Annotated in this window: 24 protein-coding genes and 1 pseudogene; 10 read left to right on the top strand and 15 right to left on the bottom strand. The window is 40.4% G+C overall.

All coding sequences use genetic code 11. The features are described from left to right. Positions 1–614: 614 nt before the first annotated feature. The 4 genes from B7E06_RS19140 to B7E06_RS19155 all read right to left on the bottom strand — a co-directional run bounded on the left by B7E06_RS19140 (position 615) and on the right by B7E06_RS19155 (position 9,996). Positions 615–2,390 carry a glycoside hydrolase family 66 protein gene (locus B7E06_RS19140; protein WP_082235519.1) on the bottom strand — a complete coding sequence of 592 codons (1,776 nt, stop codon included), beginning with the start codon at positions 2,388–2,390 and terminating at the stop codon, positions 615–617. Between the two features lie 57 nt (positions 2,391–2,447). Then, entirely contained in the window at positions 2,448–5,000 is a 2,553-nt protein-coding gene (locus tag B7E06_RS19145) for a glycoside hydrolase family 31 protein (protein ID WP_082235520.1), read from the bottom strand. A gap of 541 nt (positions 5,001–5,541) precedes the next feature. Continuing rightward, positions 5,542–8,673 carry a CBM35 domain-containing protein gene (locus tag B7E06_RS19150; protein WP_082235521.1) on the bottom strand — a complete coding sequence of 1,044 codons (3,132 nt, stop codon included), beginning with the start codon at positions 8,671–8,673 and terminating at the stop codon, positions 5,542–5,544. Between the two features lie 315 nt (positions 8,674–8,988). Further along, on the bottom strand, positions 8,989–9,996 hold the full coding sequence (locus tag B7E06_RS19155; protein ID WP_082235522.1) for a LacI family DNA-binding transcriptional regulator: 1,008 nt from the start codon (positions 9,994–9,996) through the stop codon (positions 8,989–8,991). Between the two features lie 298 nt (positions 9,997–10,294). Between B7E06_RS19155 and istA the strand changes: the two are divergent. Next, a pseudogene (istA, locus tag B7E06_RS19160) lies at positions 10,295–11,850 on the top strand (IS21 family transposase). Next, positions 11,840–12,595 carry an IS21-like element helper ATPase IstB gene (istB, locus tag B7E06_RS19165; protein ID WP_179134095.1) on the top strand — a complete coding sequence of 252 codons (756 nt, stop codon included), beginning with the start codon at positions 11,840–11,842 and terminating at the stop codon, positions 12,593–12,595. Before istA ends, istB begins: the two are co-directional and overlap by 11 nt. Before the next feature lie 423 nt (positions 12,596–13,018). Here the strand turns inward: istB and groL are convergent, their stop codons facing one another. Then, complete coding sequence (gene groL / locus B7E06_RS19170) at positions 13,019–14,653, bottom strand: chaperonin GroEL (protein WP_082235523.1); 1,635 nt, start codon at positions 14,651–14,653, stop codon at positions 13,019–13,021. A 53-nt stretch (positions 14,654–14,706) separates the two neighbouring features. Next, a complete protein-coding gene (gene groES, locus B7E06_RS19175; protein ID WP_082235524.1) occupies positions 14,707–14,991 on the bottom strand; it encodes a co-chaperone GroES in 285 nt (94 codons plus the stop codon). 259 nt (positions 14,992–15,250) lie between these two features. Here groES and B7E06_RS19180 point away from each other — a divergent pair, with 259 nt between their 5' ends. Genes B7E06_RS19180 through B7E06_RS19190 form a run of 3 tightly spaced genes read left to right on the top strand, consistent with a single transcriptional unit; the run spans position 15,251 to position 16,759 of the window. Next, on the top strand, positions 15,251–15,964 hold the full coding sequence (locus tag B7E06_RS19180) for a CPBP family intramembrane glutamic endopeptidase (protein ID WP_082235525.1): 714 nt from the start codon (positions 15,251–15,253) through the stop codon (positions 15,962–15,964). Positions 15,965–15,986: 22 nt separating this feature from the next. Then, positions 15,987–16,175, top strand: coding sequence for a DUF4305 domain-containing protein (locus B7E06_RS19185; RefSeq protein ID WP_245807829.1), 189 nt, complete (start codon positions 15,987–15,989; stop codon positions 16,173–16,175). Positions 16,176–16,198: 23 nt separating this feature from the next. Continuing rightward, positions 16,199–16,759 carry a GNAT family N-acetyltransferase gene (locus tag B7E06_RS19190; RefSeq protein ID WP_082235527.1) on the top strand — a complete coding sequence of 187 codons (561 nt, stop codon included), beginning with the start codon at positions 16,199–16,201 and terminating at the stop codon, positions 16,757–16,759. 295 nt (positions 16,760–17,054) lie between these two features. Here B7E06_RS19190 and B7E06_RS19195 read toward each other — a convergent pair whose 3' ends face one another. Both B7E06_RS19195 and B7E06_RS19200 read right to left on the bottom strand, forming a co-directional pair. Then, entirely contained in the window at positions 17,055–18,461 is a 1,407-nt protein-coding gene (locus B7E06_RS19195; protein ID WP_082235528.1) for an MDR family MFS transporter, read from the bottom strand. Positions 18,462–18,520: 59 nt separating this feature from the next. Further along, on the bottom strand, positions 18,521–19,414 hold the full coding sequence (locus B7E06_RS19200) for a phosphotransferase family protein (RefSeq protein ID WP_179134096.1): 894 nt from the start codon (positions 19,412–19,414) through the stop codon (positions 18,521–18,523). A gap of 66 nt (positions 19,415–19,480) precedes the next feature. Here B7E06_RS19200 and B7E06_RS19205 point away from each other — a divergent pair, with 66 nt between their 5' ends. Next, positions 19,481–19,783: a hypothetical protein gene (locus B7E06_RS19205; protein ID WP_082235530.1), complete on the top strand. Its 303-nt coding sequence runs from the start codon at positions 19,481–19,483 to the stop codon at positions 19,781–19,783. Between the two features lie 143 nt (positions 19,784–19,926). Here B7E06_RS19205 and B7E06_RS19210 read toward each other — a convergent pair whose 3' ends face one another. From B7E06_RS19210 to B7E06_RS19235, 6 genes are read right to left on the bottom strand one after another with little or no spacing between them, the layout of a single operon-like run. Next, entirely contained in the window at positions 19,927–20,130 is a 204-nt protein-coding gene (locus tag B7E06_RS19210) for a hypothetical protein (protein WP_082235531.1), read from the bottom strand. 16 nt (positions 20,131–20,146) lie between these two features. Next, positions 20,147–20,371 carry a hypothetical protein gene (locus B7E06_RS19215; RefSeq protein WP_082235532.1) on the bottom strand — a complete coding sequence of 75 codons (225 nt, stop codon included), beginning with the start codon at positions 20,369–20,371 and terminating at the stop codon, positions 20,147–20,149. A gap of 16 nt (positions 20,372–20,387) precedes the next feature. Continuing rightward, positions 20,388–20,909 carry a GNAT family N-acetyltransferase gene (locus B7E06_RS19220; protein ID WP_082235533.1) on the bottom strand — a complete coding sequence of 174 codons (522 nt, stop codon included), beginning with the start codon at positions 20,907–20,909 and terminating at the stop codon, positions 20,388–20,390. A 15-nt stretch (positions 20,910–20,924) separates the two neighbouring features. Then, positions 20,925–21,287, bottom strand: a complete 363-nt coding sequence (locus tag B7E06_RS19225; protein ID WP_082235534.1) for a VOC family protein — start codon at positions 21,285–21,287, stop codon at positions 20,925–20,927. Positions 21,288–21,302: 15 nt separating this feature from the next. Further along, on the bottom strand, positions 21,303–21,647 hold the full coding sequence (locus B7E06_RS19230) for a VOC family protein (RefSeq protein ID WP_082235535.1): 345 nt from the start codon (positions 21,645–21,647) through the stop codon (positions 21,303–21,305). An 11-nt stretch (positions 21,648–21,658) separates the two neighbouring features. Continuing rightward, a complete protein-coding gene (locus B7E06_RS19235; protein WP_082235536.1) occupies positions 21,659–22,030 on the bottom strand; it encodes a hypothetical protein in 372 nt (123 codons plus the stop codon). Positions 22,031–22,177: 147 nt separating this feature from the next. Between B7E06_RS19235 and B7E06_RS19240 the strand changes: the two genes are divergently transcribed. Then, positions 22,178–22,384 carry a helix-turn-helix transcriptional regulator gene (locus B7E06_RS19240; protein WP_082235537.1) on the top strand — a complete coding sequence of 69 codons (207 nt, stop codon included), beginning with the start codon at positions 22,178–22,180 and terminating at the stop codon, positions 22,382–22,384. Next, positions 22,381–22,851: a hypothetical protein gene (locus B7E06_RS19245; protein WP_082235538.1), complete on the top strand. Its 471-nt coding sequence runs from the start codon at positions 22,381–22,383 to the stop codon at positions 22,849–22,851. The genes B7E06_RS19240 and B7E06_RS19245 overlap by 4 nt, the downstream gene beginning before the upstream one ends. A 175-nt stretch (positions 22,852–23,026) precedes the next feature. On the opposite strand, the gene B7E06_RS19250 is transcribed toward B7E06_RS19245, so the two are convergent. Continuing rightward, the gene (locus B7E06_RS19250; RefSeq protein ID WP_082235539.1) at positions 23,027–23,722 is read right to left on the bottom strand and encodes a hypothetical protein; all 696 of its coding nucleotides are present in this window, start codon (positions 23,720–23,722) and stop codon (positions 23,027–23,029) included. A 139-nt stretch (positions 23,723–23,861) separates the two neighbouring features. Between B7E06_RS19250 and B7E06_RS19255 the strand changes: the two genes are divergently transcribed. Together B7E06_RS19255 and B7E06_RS19260 are read left to right on the top strand one after the other, a co-directional pair. Beyond that, complete coding sequence (locus B7E06_RS19255; protein WP_143414525.1) at positions 23,862–24,176, top strand: DUF3892 domain-containing protein; 315 nt, start codon at positions 23,862–23,864, stop codon at positions 24,174–24,176. Positions 24,177–24,268: 92 nt separating this feature from the next. After that, on the top strand, positions 24,269–24,679 hold the full coding sequence (locus B7E06_RS19260; RefSeq protein WP_342743645.1) for an ion channel: 411 nt from the start codon (positions 24,269–24,271) through the stop codon (positions 24,677–24,679). Positions 24,680–24,694: the final 15 nt, after the last annotated feature.

Here is a 24,694-nt window from a genome sequence, read left to right on the forward strand (position 1 = left end):
AGACTCAAATATCAAAAATCCATTCAACATATAATTATTGTGCTTCAAATCCTCATTCCTTAACTATAAAGGGTTTGAGGACAGCTTACATCATGCCGCCCATGGTTTCAGCATGATAAATAAAGATTAATAATACACGTTTTAATAGAAAAAATTCGCTTTAAATAAGCTCTACTCAATTTCCATATATATTATAAATAATCACTAAATGAGTGAAAGTATGTCAAAAAGTATGTCATCTATTGCTCAAACAATTATCCATTTCGATTTACTCAGAAATTAATTTTCAAACAGTTACTCAAAATTGTTAATCGTTATTTTTGAAAATGAACTTTTACTCAAGTTCATTTTCAGGAATTCTTTAGCTGGTTTATTAATTCGGACATTTTTGTTAAGTAGAGTAAATCAGCTGGCCCTTCAACCAATAGGTTGTTCTTAGAAACAAATAAATTTTGAGCTACTTCATACCTTAAGCTGTCCATTTTATGGGGCACAGTTCAATGATCCCGAAAAGGAAACTGCATTGATAATGCCGTTAAAAACTAAACTGCCATACACCAATTGAATGTAGTGCCGTGGCTACTTGATATTTTTTAGTCTAATATAACTGTGTGTCATTCCATTTCAGGATTGGGATCTTCATATTCTATGGTAATCATACTCCAGTACTCGAGGTTAGGGACAGTCAAGAATAACATTCCTGCCTTTTGTTCAAATTCTACAGATGTGGGTATACCTTGAGCATTATCTGGAGAAGCCACCCATATATTTTTTATTCTTCTGGATTCTTGCAAAGTGATAGACAACGGGCCTGTTTTGGAAGGAGGTGACTGTGTCCCTTCAGAATCACGCCATTCCATATGAGATGCATCCATGTAGTTGAGCAGATGTATCATTTTTTTATTTTCAGTTTTTTTTGCAAAAGTGTAAACAGTCCCTTTTTTTGGTTTATCTGCAAATGTTACATTCTCTGATGAAAGATTTGCTTCTGCTGGGGATAGTTCATCCCCGCGTAAAAGGTTTTGATACCCTACCAGAAAATCATAATAATGAACAAGTTTTTTTCGTAATTTCTGCGGCATAGAGAGATTCTCATTAGGAAAAAATTCTTTAGCAAGCATATGTTCTCCAAGTTCTATATGGGCGCCGCCATGAGCAAAGATTAGAGCATCTGTATAAAGAATTCCCGGCGTATTAAAGAATCCCTTTTGATCGCCTTTATCATAATTCATATAAGCAGCTAGGACGGTATTTTTTCTGTAGTCGATTCTGTTGGCCACCAGGATATTTTTTAACTGAGCATAGGTTGTAATAGGGTCCCATACTTCTGTATATAGAAAAGGAACTCCTGACGCAGCAATTTGCTGTTGGCCGTATTGATTGACAGCATTCATTACAAACGTGTGATTAGGGAATCTTTCTTTAACAGACTGCAAGAAATTTTTAAAGCCCTCTGTCATACTCATTGGTTGTCCATATCCATTGAAGACCTTCCCTCGATCTCCTAATTGATCAAGATGCCAGCCATCGAAACTTAATTCATCGAATACGGTTTGCTGGTTGTAAAAAATATAATCCTGCCATTCTTTATTACCAGGGTCTGTTAAGAATATATCACTTTTCCAGTCATCAGGAAGCGGATGAGTATCAATGGTTTGCTGATGTTTATCCTTGAACACATACCATGAAGGAAGCACACCATCTGCTTCAGCTTCTTTTAAACTTCCATACAATAAATTATAACTCATTGTTTTCATTCCATTTTTATGAGCAAGCTCAATATAGTTTGCTATTGTAGAAAGGGAAACAGGCTTATTTGCAACGTTTGCCCAGTTGGTTAAGACACGGCCGTCCTGTTTTTTTAATGGAAGATGGTGCTCATCATGCCAATCGTAAAACTGAAGAGCATTAATATGATATCGATTCAACTTTTTGATTATGGTTTTTTGGTCCTGTTTTTTCATATCAGAGAATTTTGAAAGAAACCCGTACCTTGGGAAAGCTGTCCAATTGGATGAGACGTCTACAGCAATAGTAGAAGCTTGCTTCTGGTTATTTAAGGAAATTGCGACTAAATAGCCTTGATGATCCCGTGAAGGAGGTAACCAATCCCATTCAAAGCTCTTTCCATTAATGGACAAGGTCTGTTCATCAATTTTCATTCCCCGATGGTAATAGGAAACCTGAATAAAACCTTCAGTATAGGAGGTATTGAGTTCGCCCTTAAATTGTACCTTTTCTCCAGGATTATAGGCAGCCTTATCTTTGGCAATAGAGCTGATGGAAATATGGGGCCCATGATCGTGTTGGTCCGATCGAAGCGAAAAAACAATCAGCAATATAAGCATTACTCCTATTCCGCTTATTAAAAACAACCATTTTATATTCATAACGAATCACCTATATATGAGGGGGCTGACGAAAAAACGCCAGCCCTCTCCCCCATATTATTTTCTTTTATTACCTTTAAAGAAAATCTTAATCTTGTGTTTTTCATCTGCTGGTACATTGACATAAAGAGAATTATTTTCTTCATCATAGAAGTATGATTCCTGATTAGACTTTACTTCTTCCACTGACGTTACTTGGTTATATTTTGCGCGGGCTGCCTGGACTTTCTTTGGAGCAGCTTCGCCATTCAATTTAAGTGTATAGGAGTCTAATGCTGTGTTGTATCCTGTTGCTTGTTTCTTCGTTTTGAATTCTATATGCTTCCCTTTACGTTGAATCACTAAGTCTGTGATGTTATACTCACCATCTTTATAATCAAGGGTAGCACCATCGTCTTCATAGAAAGAGTAGGTTGCTTTTTCATCAAGGTAGGTATCGAGTACTAAATTCTCTAATGGTTTTTCACCCGTGTATTGTTGGACCTCACGTGTAGGAATCATAGAATCTTTTTTCACGTAAATTGGAAGATGATCAAGCTGGGCATTCGTGTGAATGGTTTGACCGCCTTCATATTCTTCGCCTGTCCAGTAATCAACCCAGGTTTCTCCTTCTGGAAGATACACATCACGTTCTGTCTGTCCTTGTTTAACAACTGGAGCAAGCATCATAGAGGAACCGAACATGAATTGGTCACTAATATTATGCGTGTTTTCATCTTCCTGGAACTGATAAACAAGCGGCTGTTGGACGGGTGTTCCATTTTCAGAAGCATCAATGAACGTATTGTAAAGATAAGGCATTAGCTTGTAACGCATTTCAACATACTTCTTACTAATGTCTTCCACTTCTTGGCCAAAGGCCCATGGCTCTTGTCCCTGTTTTTCCCCTTCAGCTTTTTTGTCACTATCATAATGGATACGAGAGAATGGAAGGAACGCCCCTACTTCAATCCACCGTGCGAACATTTCTGCATCCGGACGTCCTGCGAAACCGCCGATATCATTTCCGACGAAAGGTACACCGGAAAGACCAATGTTTGTGTTCATTGGAATTGACATTTGTAAGTGATCCCATTCACTGACATTGTCCCCAGTCCAAAGGGCAGCGTAACGTTGAGATCCTGCATACATATCACGAGTTAACACGAAAGGACGAGTATTTGGCTTATACTTTTCGAAAGCCTTATATGTAGCTTCCGCTTCGTCATGGCCGTATAAATTATGGTATTCAGCATGGGTGCGTTTGTTTTCGCCTTCTCCAAAGGTTACATCTAGCGGCATAGTATGATAGGGACCGTCAAAAACAGCTGGTTCATTCATATCGTTCCAAATGCCGTCTATACCTTTATCAAACAGGATATTGTGTTTGGTTGCCCACCATTCACGAACTTCTGGTTTAGAGAAGTCTGGGAACATGGAGTCTCCAGGCCATACTTTACCTACGAAATTTGTACCATCCGGATTTTTAGCCCAGTAGTCATTAGCTGTGCCTTCATCGTACATAAAGTATCCAGGATCCTTTTTAACAGCAGGGTCGTTGATTGTGATTTTATGGAAATTCATATCATCAAGTTTTTGATGAAGAGCTTCGCTGCCGAATTTATCAGACCATGTGAAAACACGGTATTCGTCCATATAATCAATATCAAAGTGCATAGTGTCAATAGGAATATTTTTTTCGCGGTACGTCTCAGCTACACGTTCAATATCCTCTGCCGAATATTCCCACTTAGATTGATGAAGACCCAGTGTCCATTTGGCAGGTTTGTCTATCTTACCCGTCAAATTAGTATAACTGTCAAGCACATCTTCAATTTCTGGTCCGTACATAAAGTAATAATTTAACTTTCCATCGTCGGCATAGAAGTAGTAATAATCATCGCTTTCGCTCGCCATTTCAAAATAGGAACGGTTCGTGTTATCAAAGAAAATACCGTAAGCTTTGTCATTTTTTAAACCGATGAAGAAAGGGATAGATGTATATAAATATTTTGTATTGGGCTGGTAACCGTAAGCATCTGTGTTAAACATACCGATACTTTCCCCCCGTTGATTTACCTCAAGTCCTCCCTGTTCGCCAAAGCCATAGAAAGCTTCGTTTTCATTGGTTTTCTTGTAAACATAAGGTTTCTCGCCATCATAGCCTGAACCATTCTTCATGTAGTCCTCGTTGATCACATTTCCTTTTTTATCAAGGAACTTAATACCAAATGGTTCTTTTTTAATTTTGACCGTGATTTCATTAGTAGTCAGAGTAATTTCTCCATTTTGTTCTTTCACGTCAAAGGATGGTGTGTCCCATTCCTTTTTCGCAATAGCTTCAGAAAAGTATTCTTCTTCACCATCATTCAGGATGGAAATTTTAGCCATGTCCTCAGAGAATAGTCGAATAAATGCTGTTTGGTCTGAGGAGAGATCGAGCTTTACACCATTTTCTACTTGTTGAACGCCTTCAACTTGCAGTTGTTTTTTAACAGCTTCTTGGTTCAGCTCTTTGTCTGGGTGGGGTTGAGTTACAGCTAATACATTAGGTGCCTGTGCGGCGAATATGCTCGCAGCTATAGCTGTGGTAGCAACTAAGCGAGAAATATTTTTTGATGGTTTGTGCATATTTATTCTTCCCCTCGAATTAATATTTATGGCAACCGGTTGCACAAATTAACTGTACATCTATGCAAAAAATTTGACAAGAGAAGGTTTAGTATCGATTCTAGGGTGACTTATGTACTATTAAAACTTTTGTAACAAATATGTAATCGCTTTTAAAAAATATGTAAAGGTTTGCAAAAAAATGAAAATTGAAACAAATGGATCATTGCTTTCTACACCTATTTCTAAGTATAACCGAACATAAATATAAAACTTATCCTTCAAATTTACACATTCACACCAATACAACAAATAAAAAAGCCCCTAACCGTTGCAGGATCAACGACCAGAGGCTTTTAAGACTTAGTGATTCCGCGGGCTCCATCCTGTCAAGGTGGACAACTGTCTAGGAATGATTGTAATGATCTTAGTGGTAAAAGCCTATTTTAAAAAGAGCTATCTTTCCTATTTCAGAATAGGAGGCTCTGATATTCCGGACTTTTTTCCATCACTATACTTGATTTGAAAAAATCAACAGCAAATTGTAGTGCTGCTTTTCATCTTAAAATTTCACTTGTACTTTCTTTTGTTCACTACTTGGAATATTCACCCACAGCGTTTTGGTCTCTTCTTCATAAAAATAGGTTTCATCTTTGGTTTTTAATTCTTCTAAACTGCTCACTGTTTTATACTTTCGACTAGCTGCATGAACCTTTTTAGGTATTGACTTATCTTTTAATCGAATGTAATAAGATGGAATCTCTGAGTCCGAATGCTTATTATAGACTTCCACTTTATTTTTATTTTTATTAACGATAGTAACATTAGAATTATGGTCTTCCACTGGTGTAAGCTGAATATCGTCCAAAGTCAACGAACCGCCCGCTTGACCACTAACCATGTTTCCAATTTTAAGAACATCACCTTTAGAGACATTAATATTAGGAATCGTGATTTTAGACATGTCATTTGATTCTGAAATATCAACTTTACGAGTGTCTTCCCCATTTTTTATATATAGAATAGCTTCATCAAAACTGCTATTTCTCTTCACATCGGCAGTCAGGGTATAGGCTCCTGGCTTTGGAACAACATACTGCCAAACGTCAGAGGAAAAATCCTGGTCGCCGGCAATTTCAAGAGCCCCATCCCTAATAGTAGTATTCACCATATTACTTCGGCTCCAGTGATCAAAGTCATCATTAAATTCACCATTTCTCAAAGTCGCAGATTTTTTATCTGATGGTGCACCTAATGTTATCGAATCTAAATCAAAACTACCAGAAATATAGTCTACTTCAATAAGATTAGTACCTTCTTGAAGTTGCACCTCTGTTCCTTTCTCTTTCCATCTCTCTTTCGTTGCTTGTAATGTCACATCCTGACTATCTGTAGTATTTCCGCTCTGTTCTTCTCTTACCTGAACAGTTGCTTCACTATCTTCTCCAGCTGAATAGTTCAAGTTTAGGTTATAGTTTCCGGTTTCAGGAACACTGACTGCATAGGTTACACTTTCTTCCTCTTCATTGAAGTCGCTAAGATAACCAAACCCGGCATGGCCTTTTTTCTCCTTAGCAAATTCTACACCATAGGTATACGAAGCTACTTCTGCTTCAAAAGCTTTTTGCACCTGCGAAGGGATAACCTTTAAAAATACACTGTCATGTGGAGCGAGTGTTACAGAGTAGTCGGACTGAATCCCAAGGTCTTCATGCGTCCATACATCACGTATATGACCTTCTTGAATTCCCAGCTCTTTTTCAAAATTGAAGTCAAAAGTCTGCTGTTCATCCTGTCGATTAAATAAACCGGCGGCCCATGAACCATCAGGAAGCTGTCCCACCCAGCGCTGACTGTCCCGACTATCATTGGATTTCCCATAATGCTCTGCTTTATTGTAGATAGGTTTACCTGCCAGACCCATTTTATTAAACTCAATGAGCTCGGTGTTTTGATAGAACTTATAATTATCTTTTATGGTGTCATACTGATCCGCGATAGCAATTGGAGAGCCCGCTAAAGTATAAAGAGACAGGGTTGTTTTCTTCTCATTTTCTGCATTTACTCCTTCAAATGTATTTAATTTTAAGAAGTCCCCATCAAGAATCATGCTGGATCTTCCACTTATATCAGAAAACCCTGTAAACCCTTGGAATGAGTTGGCCCACTGAGACCAGCCTTCTTGCCACTCCTGCCTTCTTTCACTAATGTGATCCCAGCCGCCTCCAAAGGCATCTTCATTGATTCGAATCATATCCCCATATTTTCTTTCAAGTTCTCCATGTTCGTAAAGATGAGGCATCACCAGACTTAAAAACATATTATTTTCTTCAGCAGCTTCAGACATCCACTTCAAATGCGTCTCATAGTTCTCGCGGCCATGAGGTTCTCCTACTTTACCAAGATTCGGGTCCATTCCATCCTCATACCATGAAATAAAGTCTACACGCAGAAAGTCCGCTCCCTGCTCCTTGAAAAAGTCGATATACCCTTTCACATATTTCTCGGCATCTGGGTGCTCGACATCCAACCAGTAAAGAGCTCGTTCATTGCCCTGTCCGCCATTAAATCGGTCACCGTCTGTCGGGTCACCTGGATCTCCCTGATCAATCAGTTCTGCCACATAAGTAGGACCATCAGGATTATCTTCAGTACCTTTCACAATATATTTGTCCGGATTTTTTACAACTTCTGGACTGACCCAAAGAGGATTGTAATAGATTCCAAAATCCATCCCTTTATCTTTAATATAGTCACCCCAGTATTCCCAAGTGTGCCCCTCTGGATACTTTTCTGACGGATACTGGAATTCTTCTTCATTTTCACCCTCTTCAGGCTTTTCCCCTGTCTTATACAATTGCACATTATCTAACTGAAACGAGCTATGCTCTCCTGCAGCATCTATATTAAACTCTATAGTCAACTGCCCATTCGTTACATTAGCCTGTAATTCAAAAAGTCCATAACGTGGTTCGCCATATTCATTGGCTAGTCCATCATTGAGTTCTACTATTTGTTCCTCCGATGAATCAGTATAGCTCGTTAACTTCATATCCGCTGAACTTGTACCGTCTAAGTAATTTTCTACGTCATTTGGAAACTTCACTCGTGCTTCTACCGTATAATTTCCATCCTCCAAGCCTTCTACAGTCTGAGAGATTCTGGCTGTATGTGGCTCTGGATCATAAACATATAGCTTTAACCCTTCATAGGCATCATTCCCATCTACGCCTGTAGAGGCTTCTGTTTCTATATTCCATCCCTCTGCATTCCCGGTTTCAAAGTCTCCATTAACCAATAAACCATCTGCATTCTCTTCCCCGCTGCCATCCATATTTAATGGTCTCTTCATCCAATTATCATTATGACTGACAACATATCCGTTATCATTGAGTAATGTCGCCCCCTCAATCCATCCATCGGTTGCGATCATATCATAACCATAGGGTTTAAAATTTTCGGCCATCCAATCAATATTATCCTTAAACCGATCTTCAGGCATGTATGTATTTTTGTCATGCTGATGTTCATAGGTTGAGAAATACATAGGACCTGAACCTTTCCTAGTAAACTCACTATCCTGGGCAGCCACGGCTGTAGTAAACACCGACGATAAGGCGAAAGTAGAAAGGACACAAAACACTCCACTTTTACTCACTAAGCCTTTTTTACGCTTTCGGGAACGCTTAATCATTAAATCTCTCCTCTTTAATTTTTTAATCTTTTAAGGACGGACGACTAAAAACTAAAACAAACAGACTGCCAGGCGTCTTCCCCTCACTTCTAGTCTCCCTCCTATTGGCATATTTGAGTAAACGTTTACTCACTATGTGTTATTATAAGCGCTTACATAATTATTTGTCTACTAATTTTTGAAAATTCAAACAAATATTGATTAGCATTACTGGCAGGATCCTTGTGTATAAAAGACTTACAGTTTTTATAATATTTTAAGATCAATCAGTAAACGTTTCCTTTTGTTTAAAAAAATAACCCGTAAAAGGATTGCTTACAGCAAAACTTTTACGGATTCACGTTCAATGATTTGGTGGGGCATAATAATACTCTGGGTTGGTTTACTTGTTTTTAGGGCTTCAAACAGTAGCTCAGTTGCTTTCTCCCCCATTTCCCTTAGGGGCTGGGATAAAGTAGTGAGAGGTGGGATGGACATCTCAGCAATTTTTAAATTATCATAACCTATAACGGAAATATCATCAGGGACTTTAATGTTCATTCGATAGGCGGCAGCCATTGCACCAATAGCCATCTCATCACTTGCTGCAAATATTGCAGTCGTATCAGGAGCTGCTTCCAATAACTCTCTAAACATTATAAGTCCATCTTCATAAGAAAATCCTCGGGCTGAAAAAACGGGAGGATTTTCATTACCTAACTGGTCCTTCATAGCCGCTTTAAAACCATCAATTCGAGGGTAACCGGCTATTGGATCTTCCTTAATCCCACTGATCATGCCTATCATCTCATGTCCTTTTTCAATCAGATAGGAAGTAGCCGTATATGACGCATCACGATCATCCACTTTCACATAAGGAAGCGGATGTTTGGGAGACTTTGTAGACACCAAAACAGCAGGAACATTCATTCCTTTAATAGCTTCATAATACTCCTGCTTAATTTCTTCACTGGCAAATAATATCCCTTCCACCCTCTTTTCACTTAACAGTTTTAAATAATCGAGCGTTTTCTCTCCCTGAGAAGCAGTATTGCAAACGATCACACTGTGGCCCAGACTATGAGTAACTTTTTCTATCCCATGCAATAATTCAGATGACACCATTCCAGAAATATCTGGGAACAGCACCCCTATGGTTTGTGTTTTCGTGTTTTTCAATCCTCGGGCTATAGCATTGGGTTTGTACCTAAGCTCCTCAACAGCTTCCATTACCAGCTTTTTTGTTTTTTCTGAATACCCAGCTGATGTACTGTTTAAGATTCTAGAAACCGTTGCAATTGACACATTCGCATATTTGGCTACATCCTTAATGGTTGGATTAATAACCGTCCCCCCCCCCCTTCACTACGAGTAAACGTTTTCTCTTCAGATGTATCGTACGATAAGGGGTTCGCCCTGTCAATACTTTTCAACCCGTGTAAAGATTCGCTAATTTCACACGTAAACGATGTTTTACCAAAACTTGATTACAGCCACTCAAATGTACCAGCGTTGACATAGATTTTACCACTAAGTGACAAGGGATGTACCAGTTAATGACAGGGCTTTACCACTTATACCTTTGTATAATTAATGAGCACACCTACGGGTGTGACATTATTTATATTGGAGGTATTTTTTTGTGATTAATTATCGAAAGATACTGGAATTAAACGATGAGGGGATTAGTCTTAGGGGGATTTCCGCAAGTACAGGGAATTCCCGTCAAAAAGTCACAGAGGTTATTCGCTTAGCAGAAAAGAAGGGATTAGTGTGTCCCTTAGAAGATGAAATGACAGATAAGTGGATTGAAGAGTTTCTTTATCCAGAGAAAACTCTGGAGGCCTCTGGCCGACACCCTTTAAATTTTGATTACATTCATGAAGAGTTAGCGAAGCCGAATGTGACGCTGTCATTATTACATCACGAATATGAAGCAGATTGTCGAGCGAATAACAAGATTCCCTACTCCTATCGCAGCTTTTTACGTCATTACAGTAAATACGCTGAGAAATACAAAGCTACTTTACGTATTCGCAGAAAACCAGGTGAAATCATGGAGGTGGATTGGGCGGGGTCAACAGCCTCATTTTCGATAGAGATACTGGAGAAAAGGTAAAGGCGTACGTTTTCGTTTCCACATTGCCATGTAGTCAAATTTCTTATGCGGAAGCAAGTTTATCGATGGACTTGCATTCATGGATCACTGCACATAATCGTGCGTTTGCTTATTTAGGAGGATCGACACATATCTTGGTGCCGGACAATCTTAAAACAGGGGTTACAAAGCACACGACACGTGAATTAATATTAAATCCTACTTACAAGGAAATGGCCGAGCATTACAATACTGTAGTCATGCCTGCAAGAGTGGGAACTCCCAAAGATAAATCAAGTGTTGAGGGATCCGTAAGAGTAATTTCTACATGGATTATTGCTGCTTTAAGAAATACTCAATGTTTTAGTCTTGATGAACTGAATGAGGAAATTCGGAAGAAGCTGGAGGAATTTAATCAACGCTCATTTACTAGAAAAAAAGGCTCTCGTCTGTCGGCATTTACGGAGGAGGAGAAATTCGCCCTTTCCCCTCTTCCATCTACACCTTATAAAATGTCGGAATGGAAAACGGCAAAAGTCCGTCCGGACTATCACATCTCTGTTGAAAGTATGTTTTATTCCGTTCCCTATGAATATATCAACCGACAAGTGGAAGTGAAGCTTTCAGATGATTTCGTTGAAATCTTCTTCAACCATATGCGTATTGCCTCTCATAAACGATTATATGGGAAGTTTGGTCAGTTATCTACTATACGTGACCACATGCCTGATAACCATAAATTATTTGTAGATCAGACCCCGGAAGCCGCCGTCGAATGGGGTGAAAGTATAGGCACTTCAACTTTGACTGTCGTTCGGTACATTCTAGATGCGTCACGATCGGAGAAACAAGCTTTACAATCCATATTTTCATTAAAGAAATCTGAACGCCGTTATACAAAATACGAAATTGAGCGCGCCTGTAAAATGGTCATTTCTATGACGAAAAGACCGACGGTCAAAAGTGTCCAAACTCTCTTAAACAACAATAAAAAGAATGAGGCTGAGCAAGAACTGAGACGCAAAGCAGAGGTCAACAAAAATAACTTTGGTTTCACACGTGGAGCTGCATATTATGGAGGTACGAAACATGATGAATGATCAAACGTTAACGAAGTTACTCGAAATGAAACTAAGCGGTATGGCGGATGCCTATAAAGAACAAGTCTCAAACAAGGAATTTCATAAGATGAGTTTTGAAGACCGTTTTACTCTACTCGTCGATTTAGAACATTCCCGACGTAAAAGTAATAAGCTTCAACGATTAATTAAAACAGCTACTTTCAGTAATTCAAATGCTTGTATTGAGGATATTGAGTATCATGAGGATCGCCGATTAGATAAGGAGTTGATTCTTAAGTTAGCCAGTGGGACCTATATCCAAGATCACCACAACGTTATTTTAAAGGGACCGACAGGTTCAGGAAAATCCTTTCTAGCAAGTGCATTCGGAGTATCAGCTTGTCGTCAGTTTTATAAAGTGAAATATATTCGTTTACCAGAATTACTGGACGAGCTTTCGCTCGCAAAATTGGCCGCCGACGGGAGCTATAGAAAGGTGATTAAGAAGTACAAAAAGGTTGATGTACTCATACTTGATGAGTGGCTTTTGACAGATATGTCAACGGAAGAAGCAGCCATACTCCTTGAAATTACTGAAGCCCGTCACAAAGTCGCATCAACCATTTTCTGTTCACAAATTGACCCTAATGGGTGGCACTTAAAATTAGGAAATGAAACGATAGCTGAGGCTATATTGGACCGCATTATACATGACTCCTACCAAATTATGATAGACGGAGATATTTCTATGCGTGAACGCCATGGTATAGGGGCAGAACTCTGAAATGACTGAAGCCAAACACTCCTCCATTTAACTAAAAAATTTAACAGAACCCCTACAGTCTATTTTATAGAATTTCGTAGGGGTTCTTGTTTATTGGTAAAGGGATTGGCATTGCTTGGTAAAATCCGTGGCGTTTAATGGTAAAAAAGATGGCAAGGGTGGTAAGATCCAGTGGCTGTAATCAAAACTTTTGTAAATTCGCCACTAAAGATTCAACAGCACCCATATGTAACAGGCCTTCACAAATTTCTCCAAAAGCGTATGTTATTTAAGGTTACGCAGATTAAAAAAGCCTCTCAACAATTAAAAAGTATGTTGAGAGGCTTTACTTAGAATATTATTTTATTTTTTAATGACATAAAGTATGTCATTAAAGGGTTTAACGAGGCTGAAACCCCCTACACAATAGGGTTTTGGTCGTTATTACATCATGCCGCCCATTCCACCCATGCCGCCCATATCAGGCATACCGCCACCAGAACCTTCTTCTTCAGGAAGGTCAGCAACTACAGCTTCTGTAGTTAAGAACATTGCTGCAACAGATGATGCGTTTTGCAGAGCGGAACGTGTAACTTTTGTAGGGTCTACGATACCTTGCTCAACCATGTTCACCCACTCGCCAGTGGCTGCGTTGAAACCAACGCCCACTTGCTCGCCTTTAAGGCGCTCAACGATTATGGATCCTTCAAGGCCGGCGTTAGTAACGATTTGACGTACTGGCTCTTCAAGGGCGCGTAGTACGATTGCTGCACCTGTGCCTTCATCATCTGTAAGGCCAAGGCTTTCTACAGCGCTCACGATGTTGACTAGTGCTGTACCACCACCAGCTACGATGCCTTCTTCTACTGCTGCTCTTGTAGAGTTCAGGGCATCTTCAATGCGAAGCTTACGCTCTTTAAGCTCAGTTTCAGTAGCGGCACCAACTTTGATGACAGCTACTCCGCCAGCAAGTTTAGCCAGACGCTCTTGTAATTTTTCTTTGTCGAATTCAGAAGTTGTTTCTTCTGCCTGTGCGCGGATTTGAGTGACGCGGGAAGCGATTTGCTCAGGGTTTCCGCCACCTTCAACAATTGTTGTATTTTCTTTAGAGATGACAGCTTTAGACGCGCGTCCAAGCTGGTCTAGTGTTGTATTCTTCAGATCAAGACCTAGGTCTTCTGTGATCACCTGACCACCAGTTAGTGTTGCGATATCTTCAAGCATTGCTTTACGGCGATCGCCGAAGCCTGGTGCTTTAACAGATACAGCGTTGAACGTGCCACGAAGTTTGTTTACAACAAGTGTAGCCAGTGCTTCGCCTTCTACGTCTTCAGAGATCAATAGAAGCGGCTTGGACTGTTGTACAACCTGCTCAAGAACAGGAAGAACTTCCTGGATGTTGTTAATTTTCTTATCTGTAATTAAGATGTAAGGGTCTTCTAGTACAGCTTCCATTTTATCCTGGTCAGTAACCATGTATGGAGAAGCATATCCGCGGTCGAACTGCATACCTTCAACCACTTCAAGTTCTGTAGAGAAGCCTTTAGATTCTTCGATTGTGATAACTCCGTCGTTTCCTACGCGCTCCATTGCTTCTGCGATCAGCTGTCCAACTTCATCGTCAGCTGAAGAGATAGAAGCTACTTGTGCGATAGAATCTTTGCCTTCGATCGGCTTGGAGATTTTACGAAGTTCTTCTGTTGCTACTAGTGTCGCTTTTTCAATTCCGCGGCGAATGCCTACTGGGTTCGCACCGGAAGTTACGTTTTTAAGTCCTTCACGAATCATTGCTTGTGCAAGTACAGTTGCAGTTGTCGTACCGTCACCAGCAACGTCGTTTGTTTTAGAAGCTACTTCAGATACAAGCTGTGCACCCATATTTTCAAAGTGGTCTTCTAATTCGATTTCTTTAGCGATTGTAACACCGTCGTTCGTAATTAGTGGTGCACCGAACTTCTTGTCCAGTACTACGTTACGTCCTTTTGGTCCTAGTGTTACTTTCACGGCATTTGCCAATGTATCTACTCCGCGCAGCATCGCGCGGCGTGCGTCTTCACTGAATTTAATTTCTTTTGCCATAAAAAAATGCCCTCCTCATCAAAATTCGTATTGATTAGATTGATCAGCCGTCATTACTGAACGACAGCTAAAATATCACTCTCGCGAATGATTAAGTATTCTTGGCCTTCGTATTTCACTTCTGTTCCTGCGAACTTAGAGTAAATGATGTGGTCGCCTGATTTTACTTCCAGGGCAACTTTTTCACCGTTTTCTGTTACGCGGCCTGTTCCTACAGCTACTACTTTACCTTCCTGCGGCTTTTCTTTTGCAGAATCAGGCAGTACGATTCCGCTTGCAGTAGTCTGTTCTTCTTCTACTAATTCAATAACAATACGATCACCTAATGGCTTTAACAATTAGGACACCCTCCTTAGTCAGCATTAATATCGTTTATTAGTTGCTTATTAGCACTCTCTGTTAGTGAGTGCTAATCACAATTATTATCATAATCAAATCGTCTCACATTTTCAAGTAAAAAAAACTAAATTTTCATCATCATTTTTTGACACGTTTCCACATTGTATAAGTCCTTATATTTATGGGTAGTTTTTAAACTATGGTAAAATACATAGGGTATAAACAGCCTTGTTTTTTATGAGAAAAGGAGATATGTACATGCCCAAAAGATATTGGATTATTATTATCACCTATATAGCCACACAGTTTTCGGCTTTACTAGGTGTTCCTGCTTTAGAGGCCTTAGGCATTGCCCGTGCGTTTGGTGCGATTGCTCTCTGGTCCGTTATCAGCTTTACAGCTGCTACGATTATTATGATTGTTTTACTGCGACCTGATATGAAGGAAGCCCGGATGAGATCTGACCGTTCAAGCGGCGGGAAAATTCTTGCCTGGTCGATTGCCGGGGTCTTCCTCGCCTTAATTGCTCAGGCCATTGCTGCTTTGATTGAAACTGAATTGTTCGGCATCCCGGCTGGATCGGAGAATACGATGGGGTTGATGAATATTGCCCGTGAAGAACCTCTGTTCATCCTATTACCCGTTTTATTTGCTCCTATAACGGAAGAAATCATTTTCCGTAAAGTCATTTTCGGACAGATTTATAAGCGGACGAATTTCTGGATTGCTGTAATTATTTCGGCCCTTGTGTTCGGTGCGTTCCACTTTGACTTTCAGCATATGCTCGTATACTTTTCCATGGGCTTAGTCTTTGCATTTCTTTATGTAAAAACAAAAAGCATCATTACACCGATTGTCGCGCATATGGCAATGAACAGTTTTGTCGTGTTTTCGCAGCTCTTCTATTCGGAAGAAGATCTTCGCCGAATGCAGGAACAGCTGCAGACCATCTTAACGGGAGGGTTATTTTAGTATGAGAGCCTCCCCCCTTCTGATGGCCTTCATTTATTTTTTATTTGGAGCCGCATTTACGTATATTGCGACCTTCACGGCCACAGAATCTGTATGGAATTTTAGAACGCTCCTGCCGGTATTGGTAGCCACCTTTAACTTCGCTGTGGCGATCCGGCTGTTCATCATTCATTTCAAGGTAAAAAAGATAAAAAATAATAAGAAAAAGTAATACAGAGAAAGGAATAGGTGCTTATGAACGCTATTCTTCACAGACAGCGGCTTAGTCTCGGAACCGTTACAGATGAACACTTGCTTGAAATCGAGAAGTGGTTTCTCAACTCTCAGTTTATGAGAAATTTGGATGCCGAACCTGCACGTCCCAAAAATCTGGATTCTTTAAAAAAGTGGCGGGAAGAAGCATTGAATAGCGATAAGCACTTCCTCTTTTCCATAAGCGAAAGCGATAATTTTATCGGCTATGTTGAATTAAGCGGAATTCTATGGAACCAGCGGAATGGCTGGGTCGCGATTGCCATCGGTAATCCTGATAATCAGGCGAAAGGTCATGGAAGTGAAGCAATGGAACTGCTGATCAACTATGCATTTCATGAGCTGAACCTGCACCGCCTGCAGCTGACCGTCTTTGAATACAACCAGCATGCGATCTCGTTATATAAGAAGCTGGGGTTTACATATGAAGGAGCTCAGCGCGAGTTCGTCATTCGCGACGGTGAGGCGTACGACATGTTAATGTACGGGCTGCTGCAAAGAGAATGGAGTGAAAGAAAAGCGGCAGAGAAGTTAGAAGAATAACTTCTCTGCCGCTTTTTTATTTTAACCCGGGGTGCTGAAAAGTGTAAGGTTTTCAAGTGGGCATATTCTAACATGCAATTAGAGTCCCCGTCAGCCCACCTATTTTTCAAGGTTCCGTTACTCTTGTAAACTTAAGGGCCAGGGGGAAACGGCGAGACTCCTGTGGGAGAAAGGGACATGGCGAGATCCCGATGGGCTAATAGCCCGAGGAGCTCGTCGTCCCCCACGGAAAGCGAATCGTTTCCCATGGCCCTCCCTCAATCATTCTCAAACGGAACAAGTTTTCACCCAAATTTCACACTTTTGTCTTCTCATCCTGCACGCCTTTCAAAATAAAAGAAAAAGGCAGTGCAAGCACCAGCACAACCGCTGAAACGAGGAAAGCCTCATTTAAAGTGCTTAATGTAGCCATCTGCTGATCGATATCAGGGGCCATCGCAAGCTGGGCCCTGCGCACTTCGTAATAAATCGAAAAGAACACAATTCCTAAAGATGAAGACATCTGACGAATAATATTATTCATCGCAGACCCTTGAGCCACCAGGTGCTCAGGGATAGAATTCATTCCTGACGTCGTTGCCGGCATGTTGCCCATACCCATTCCGACACCGCGAACTGCATTCAATACGACAATCCACCAAAAAGGCGTGGACAGCTTTAGAAAACCCAATCCGGCTGAAGCTAACGCCATAATCGCAAGCCCCGGCGGTACAACATATCTCGGTCCTTTTTTATCGAGCAGCCTTCCGCCTAATGACATAAACAGCCCGCTGGCAGCCGCTGCCGGAAGGAATAACAGTCCTGTCATCACTTCATTGAGGCCGTACACGTTTTGTATCAATAAAGGAAGCAGAAAAATTCCGGAAAAAAGACCGATTGAAGCAGAAGATGTCACTACAATGGATGCTGTATAGGTTGGCACCTTAAAAACAGATAAGTTTAGCAGCGGATCATCCTGGCGGTTTTCATAAAATACAAAGAGGACCACTGCAATAATACCCGCTCCTATTAAGGATAGACTTAACGGTTCAAGCAGAAGTTCAACCGATCTCCCCCGTCCGAGTGCGTAAAGAATCGCTCCTATTCCAAACGTAACGAGCAGAAATCCTATGAGATCGAAATTTTTCGCAGGGTCTTTTTCTGTCGGTTTCAAAAATTTTGCAGACAAAATGAGTCCTGTCAGCCCAAATGGAATGTTAAACGCAAACAACCAGGGCCAATCCAAATATTGAATAATAGTCCCGCCGATGGTCGGTCCAATAGCAGGTGCGACCATAACCGATACACCGTAAATTCCGACAGCGAAACCGCGCTCATTCCTCGGAAAAGAGTTAAAAATTAAAGCCATGGCAATCGGCATCATCAGCCCGCCGGCCATGCCCTGAATCGCTCGGGAAACAATCACCATTGCTAATGTATTCGATAATATGCCGGATATCGAGCCGGCAATAAACAAGCATAAACCAGATAAGTACACTTTCTTTTTCCCAAAACGATCTCCGAAGTAGCCGGTTAATGGCATCGTCATCCCCATCGAAACCATAAAGATTGTCAAAATCCAGCCTACCGATACGGCGTTGGAATCGAATATTTCAATAAACCTAGGGAGTATCGGGTTTAGCATGCTGTTGTTTAAGATGACGGTAAAGGTTCCAAAGAGGACAGAGACTACCACTAACCACTTATTGGGCAGCTTGCTCATCTCTGATCCCTCCTTAAGTATTCAACTGTTTATTTTTACCCCCTTCACATTCTCCTAAACTAAGAACGATTTTTCATTTCTTGTCTAATCTCTTCAGCCGCTTCCTCAATCCAATCAGTTTTTCCTTGTCTGTTTCCTTCAAGCGCGTAGCGAATGTGGCTGAATGTTACAAAGTAAGAGATCTTCTGGATACAATTTTCAATATCCGGATACCTCATCTCTTTTAAAACCTTTCTTGTAAAATTCTCGCCGCCATCCTCCAGTATGTAAATAAACTCGTGGTCCGGGTCACTGACACTCAGATCACCAAAATCAATGATGCCTGTTAAATCCCCTGTATCCGGGTCTATCAGAAAATGATCAGGAGATAAATCACCATGGAGAAAAACTTGACAGGAAGAAACAAAAACAGGGTTATTAAGGAAGCCTTCAAACCGGGAGGAAATATACTGAGCTAAACGGTGATCCAGGTGCGGAAAAAGTTCATCCACAGCCTCTTCATAGATCTTTTTATAAAAATCGTTAAGCTCCCACTTTTCCACGCCAAGATTAAATGCTTTTTTAATAGGAAAGGACTGAACTTCTTTTATGAATTGAGCAAGCTGAGAAGCCAGCCGTTTCTTTTGGCCAATGTTCATTTTTAATACAGCATCTTCCTTTAAAAGCTCCCCAGGCAATAGGCGATAGCCGACAAAAAGAAGGCCGTTTTCCTGCCTGCCTGTAAACTCGAATTCTGGCACCGCTATCGTTACCAGCTTTTTTAGTTGAGGAAGAACACGGATTTCTTTGTTTAAATCGCTGGACGCTTTTTCGTTTTTCGCAAAGCGAAATACCCACTCGTCATTGACGAGCAAGGCTGTACTCATCATTCCTTCTCCTAGTTTTTCTGCAGATTTTAACGGGAAATCAGGAAAATTTGAGTGGATTTCTTTTATAAAAAATGAATTTTCCATATCCAAAAACAACCTTTCACACATAAAACTCTTCTTAAGATAAATACTAAGCGGGAGGTGAATATAATGGAACCTTTTCCAATTATCCATACAAATTTCTGGGATGCCGTCCTTGCCGTTCCTTCTGTAATTATCCTGACACAGATCTTTAAGATGACTTTTCCTATACCAAAAGCTCTGATCCCTACCCTTGCTAATGTGCTGGGACTTTTTATTTCTATCTTCATTTCCCATCCCAACAATATTTGGGCAGGTATTTTCATGGGGTTCTTTTATGGAAATGCCGCAGTAGGTGTCTATGCATCCCTAAAAACGTCTTACATTGCTTTCAAAAGAAGGAAGAGGAAAAGCTCTTATGCAAAAGCTTAGCGGCTTTTCCTCTCTTCATATTCTCTAAGGATATAAACAGTTCCTATATGTAGACAGGAAATCAGTGTATTGGTTGTTAAATAAGCATATGTAAAGAGAAAAATGTAACCCTGCTTATATACCCATTCTCTTAAATCCACAATTTAATCGCCTGAACCTCCCGCATTTTGTTTATATACTTGGTCGGCACGATAAACACTTAAAAACATGGAGACGAATGAAATCACAATAAATACGACCCAATACTGGATGTCATACAAAGCTGTAAGAAAAGCAAAGACTCCCGCCAAAATAGCCACGATAAAACCAGTCATAATCTTTACATCCTTTAAGACAGGCCAATTCATGGTATTGCCTCCTCATTTAATGATTACGCTCATTTCCTCGTTTGAAATTGCCGGTGATTTTCGCCATAATCAGCTGTTCCGCCTTTTCATCATGGGCATTGTTTATATGATCGATAAATTTTTTCGCTTCTTTTCCTTTTAGAATTTTCACCTGACGTCCTTGATGATATATAAAAACGCTTTCATTTTTATTGAGCTGATAACTGAAAGGATTCTCATCCAATCGATTCCTTTTATCCATCACAACCTCCGAATTGTTATAGATATTTCTCCATTCGTATATCCTGCCACATTTTCCCCTGCCAGTACGTGAAATCATCAATTCGCCCAATTACCTCGTATCCAAGGTTCTTATAAAGTGTAAACGCCCGTTTGTTGAATTCAAATACTCCGAGTTCAATCCGCTTATATCCATTCTGATAAATTTGTTCCTCTAAATGCTTAATCGCTTTACGGCCAATCCCCTTTCCTTGTCCTTCGGGTTCGCCTATCGTTATCCCTACCCAGGCGGTATTCGGCTCCTTTTTATAAAGATGTTCAAAATGTGCCATGTAGTTCATTTCGCCGACTAATCGCCCATCGACATAGATGAGGTATATATTTTGATAGGAAAGCCGTTCCAATAAGTCAGCGGGAGTGACCTCTGACTGCCTTTCTAATTCTTCTCTGTTTTGGTTAGGCCTTGTCATTGGTACAAGCAGCGGATCGCTTTCCCATTTCGTAAATGCAGCAGCAAGGCTTGGAGTGGGCTGAGCAAGTGGTATAAATTGAATGTTCACTGGGTAATTTCCTTTCTATTTCTGCTGGATCAATCCAATTCCAATCCCTGTTGGATCTACTAAATACGCTAAGTAAAATTCGTCGAACTCCATTTTTTCTCTAACGATCATCGCCCCGTTTTTCTCTGCTTCTTCGAGAGCTTCATCCATAGATTCGACTTCAATTTGTATACGGGTACCATGAGGAAAATCATGAGGTCCTTTACTAATCCCGCCGTCTATTCCTACTTTATCTTCTTTATTTGTAGAAACCGACCAATATTTCCAGCGTTCCTTTCCGACTTCCCAGCCAAAAACCTTCGAATAAAATTCCGCAGCTTTTTCCGGTTCCTGACTGCTTAACTCAAATCCAACGACACGTCCTGTAATTCCTCTCATCGTAGGCTTCCTCCTTTATTCAAAAAAACAAACCTGTAAACGGTTTTGATCGGGGTCGTAAAAATCAAAAAAGTGATTTACCCCATCAATATGTAATTCGCTGATAGATACGCCTTTTCCCTTCAAATTATTATTATAGGTTTTTTTAATATCTTGAGAAAAAAAGATCGGATAGCTGCTCGTATTGGAGGAGACCTTCCCCTCTTCAATCGTTAGAGGAACGCTGTCTTTTCCAATACTTAACACACGGTACCCTTCGTCTTTAAAAGCTACCTCAAAACCGAGAACCTGCTCATACCAACTGCAGGACGCTTCTACATCACTAACGGTTAAACACATCGTATCGATTCTATCGATCATTCCACAACTCCTTATAAATTATTGACTTCCTGGCGCTCTATCAAAGGCTGGCGTGTCAGGCACAAGATCCCCGCTGCAATAAATAATACAGATTGAATAAGCGTGGCTCCCAGTGTAGAAATCCCCATTAGCACAGCAGTACCTATGAGGACAATACCTGATCGTCTTCTATGTTTTTTAAAATAAAACAGTACAGCACACCCTGCAATTAATCCGATAAGGTGAATGCCCAGCACTATCCAGGCATACCGCAGCTCTACCATTACAGGCAATTGATCCGGGTACTGTAAGTAAATAAAAGCTACAAAAAGCATTCCTAACAAAACAACAAGAAACTGCAGAACCAATGCAATTGTGATTAATATTTTCTCAGCCGACCACATGAAAATGACCACCTCCTTTGGAAATAATTTCTTATGATAATTATACGATACATACATCCAATCGTTTCAATAAAAAATGTAAAGTTGAATTGACTTTATGTTAAGTTGAGTTTACACTAAAATCAATAAAAGTAAAGTTGGTTGAATATGAATTTATCAAATCGAGTTAAAGAAGTACGAATTCAGAAAGGATGGACTCAAGCAGAGCTGGCGAAAGCAGTGGAAGTATCGCGACAGACGATTCATGCATTGGAAAAGGGAGATTATATTCCCTCCTTATTGCTTGGTATGAGGATGGCTAAAGTCTTTGATTTACACGTGGAAGAAATCTTTACTCTGGAGGACGAGCGATGAGTACGAATAAAAATGCAGTGATTACCATTACTTTGATTGTTTTATTCGGATGGGCGTTAACTTCATTATACAGCGCGCAAATGCAGTTTGCAGAAATTTTAAAGGGACCGGACCACCCATGGGAAATTAATATTCCCATCTTCCCTCTTCTGACTTTTTTTGTAGTTGGAGGTGTTCTGACCTTTATGACTTACTTTAAAAATAGCAAGAAGCAGCATTCCTGGAAACAGGCCGCACTGCTCCCCCCGGAGTTAGAAGAAAGCGATGAACGTGAACGTCATTTAACAGGGAAAGCGTGTCGGAGCTCCTATGTGGCCATGTGGTATGTCTCTCCTGTCGCTGCTGCATTACTGCTTTTATATCCGATAGTGATCGACTTTATGCCCTATTACCCGATATTTGTGATCCTTATGATTCCTATCGTTCAGACTCTTACTTATTTCATTAGCTGGAAGAGAAATTATTAAAGGCTATAAAAGCAATAAGTTTGCTAGTACAACAGTAGATCGCAAATCTCCGTTTGACTGAATACAAGGATGAGGCCTGGGGGCAACGGTGAGCTTCCCCAGGCTAAAGACTTCCGGTCTCTAATTAAACAAAATAAAAACACTCAAATCACTGGAGATTCAAGTGTTCACCGTATTATCTGAATAAAGCCAGAAACCGTTCAAGCTTCCCCTTTGGTTTGACCGAGTCTTCCAGACGCTGATTAAATTCGTTTTGGGACTGCCATTCCTTTCTTTGCTCATCCCTCATCTGCAGCAACTCCTGTTTTAACGCTTCACTTCTCTCTCTTTCCTGCTCAAGCAGGGCTTCATAGTGATTTCTCTGCTGCTCTGCTAATTTCTCGATATTGGTGGAGGTTTTCTGTGCAAAATTCCCCACTCCAGAACTGATGACATGGTGGTCCTGTTGAAGACGGGCTACCTTTGTCTTCAGTTCACTCATATCGTTAGACAGCTGGACATTTAATTCTCTTGCTGCTGCCAGTTCACTCATTAAGGCTTGAAAGAATTCACTAAACTGGGACGGATCCTGAAGAGATTGGTCATATGTATCCGCAGCTGTCAGTTCTGTCGGATGCTGCAGCCTGTTCTGCTGCTTTTCAACCAGTTCTTTCGCCGTATCGTCCTGGGGCTTCTCCGTGTCACGGATCGCTATTAAAGCCTCAATATCTGAACCGACAAAAATTCGGCGGTCGCCGTCTTTGAAGAATTCATATCCATTCCTTTCAAGTATCTGCCCATATCTTCGAACCGTTGCTGTAGCGATTCCTATATCTTCTGCTACTTCTTTAGTAGAGAAAGCTCGCTCATTGGGTTGTATATCGTGTCGCATATCGGGCCTCCTTTCCTAAAATAATGAAGGTTTTTTAGAAATTTTTCAAGATAAATTGGTAGCGTTGCACAGATTAAATCAATGAATTTAATAGGGAATTGGTTTCAGTAATTTGGTGAATAATGTATAAAAAGGAGGAATAACTATGTCAGACTTTGAAGAAATTTATAATCAGTACAAACAGCAGGGCGAACAAAATGCAGCACAGGAGCAGGCAAATCAGCCTCAGCAGGGCCAGGAACAAATCGTTGCTGTGAGAAAAAACGACGATGGAGATATTATTGCAGTTAAAACAAACAGCGGACGTGAGCTGGATTATGTCTCGGCTTTAAATGAAGCCAAGCAGGGAAATCTTGCCCATGTAGATGTTTTCCATAAATACGGCCGTGATATCCTGCGCAGTGAACCAGATGGTATTAAAGAAAACAACTTAGATAACCTTCCAAACTTTTAAATCATGCTGCCGCCGGTATTTGTGCCGGCGGTTACTATTTTAACAGATTGAGTTTACCTCTGCTTCCCACAGGTTAATAAAGGGGGAAAGAGGTGAAAATATTGGTAAATTTTTTAATGATTGCGGCAATAATATTTATTCTTGTAAATCTTGTCTACTTCTTTTCCAACAAGACCTACCGGAAAAGCTATTTCAGTACTGCTCTCTTTCTTAAATTATTCTTTGTTTCTGTCGGAGTAGTTATTGGTTTTGCCTTTCTTTATTACATGATGTCTTTTAAATCTTTGGTTATAGTTGAAGGCAACGATTCCATGGCACCGGTAGACCCTTCCTTTAGTAACTTTCTTTACTTTAGTGGTGTCACGATGCTATCTGTCGGTTATGGAGATTATGTTCCAGTCGGGCCCTCCCGCTTCTTTTCTTTAATAGAATCAAGCCTCGGGGTTCTTCTTCCTACAGCCTATTTTATGAAAGCACTGGATTCATCTAAAGATGAGGAATAACAAAAAGGATATATG

The organism is Halobacillus massiliensis (assembly GCF_900166625.1).
GTDB lineage: Bacteria > Bacillota > Bacilli > Bacillales > Halobacillaceae > Halobacillus_A > Halobacillus_A massiliensis.

What these genes read in the sequence shown, in the direction of transcription:
- B7E06_RS19140 (WP_082235519.1), bottom strand. Translation starts at nt 2,390, where the DNA reads ATGAATATAAAATGGTTGTTTTTAATAAGCGGAATAGGAGTAATGCTT.
- B7E06_RS19145 (WP_082235520.1), bottom strand. Translation starts at nt 5,000, where the DNA reads ATGCACAAACCATCAAAAAATATTTCTCGCTTAGTTGCTACCACAGCT.
- B7E06_RS19150 (WP_082235521.1), bottom strand. Translation starts at nt 8,673, where the DNA reads ATGATTAAGCGTTCCCGAAAGCGTAAAAAAGGCTTAGTGAGTAAAAGT.
- istB (WP_179134095.1), top strand. Translation starts at nt 11,840, where the DNA reads ATGATGAATGATCAAACGTTAACGAAGTTACTCGAAATGAAACTAAGC.
- groL (WP_082235523.1), bottom strand. Translation starts at nt 14,653, where the DNA reads ATGGCAAAAGAAATTAAATTCAGTGAAGACGCACGCCGCGCGATGCTG.
- B7E06_RS19180 (WP_082235525.1), top strand. Translation starts at nt 15,251, where the DNA reads ATGCCCAAAAGATATTGGATTATTATTATCACCTATATAGCCACACAG.
- B7E06_RS19185 (WP_245807829.1), top strand. Translation starts at nt 15,987, where the DNA reads ATGGCCTTCATTTATTTTTTATTTGGAGCCGCATTTACGTATATTGCG.
- B7E06_RS19190 (WP_082235527.1), top strand. Translation starts at nt 16,199, where the DNA reads ATGAACGCTATTCTTCACAGACAGCGGCTTAGTCTCGGAACCGTTACA.
- B7E06_RS19195 (WP_082235528.1), bottom strand. Translation starts at nt 18,461, where the DNA reads ATGAGCAAGCTGCCCAATAAGTGGTTAGTGGTAGTCTCTGTCCTCTTT.
- B7E06_RS19200 (WP_179134096.1), bottom strand. Translation starts at nt 19,414, where the DNA reads ATGGAAAATTCATTTTTTATAAAAGAAATCCACTCAAATTTTCCTGAT.
- B7E06_RS19205 (WP_082235530.1), top strand. Translation starts at nt 19,481, where the DNA reads ATGGAACCTTTTCCAATTATCCATACAAATTTCTGGGATGCCGTCCTT.
- B7E06_RS19210 (WP_082235531.1), bottom strand. Translation starts at nt 20,130, where the DNA reads ATGAATTGGCCTGTCTTAAAGGATGTAAAGATTATGACTGGTTTTATC.
- B7E06_RS19215 (WP_082235532.1), bottom strand. Translation starts at nt 20,371, where the DNA reads ATGGATAAAAGGAATCGATTGGATGAGAATCCTTTCAGTTATCAGCTC.
- B7E06_RS19225 (WP_082235534.1), bottom strand. Translation starts at nt 21,287, where the DNA reads ATGAGAGGAATTACAGGACGTGTCGTTGGATTTGAGTTAAGCAGTCAG.
- B7E06_RS19230 (WP_082235535.1), bottom strand. Translation starts at nt 21,647, where the DNA reads ATGATCGATAGAATCGATACGATGTGTTTAACCGTTAGTGATGTAGAA.
- B7E06_RS19235 (WP_082235536.1), bottom strand. Translation starts at nt 22,030, where the DNA reads ATGTGGTCGGCTGAGAAAATATTAATCACAATTGCATTGGTTCTGCAG.
- B7E06_RS19240 (WP_082235537.1), top strand. Translation starts at nt 22,178, where the DNA reads ATGAATTTATCAAATCGAGTTAAAGAAGTACGAATTCAGAAAGGATGG.
- B7E06_RS19245 (WP_082235538.1), top strand. Translation starts at nt 22,381, where the DNA reads ATGAGTACGAATAAAAATGCAGTGATTACCATTACTTTGATTGTTTTA.
- B7E06_RS19250 (WP_082235539.1), bottom strand. Translation starts at nt 23,722, where the DNA reads ATGCGACACGATATACAACCCAATGAGCGAGCTTTCTCTACTAAAGAA.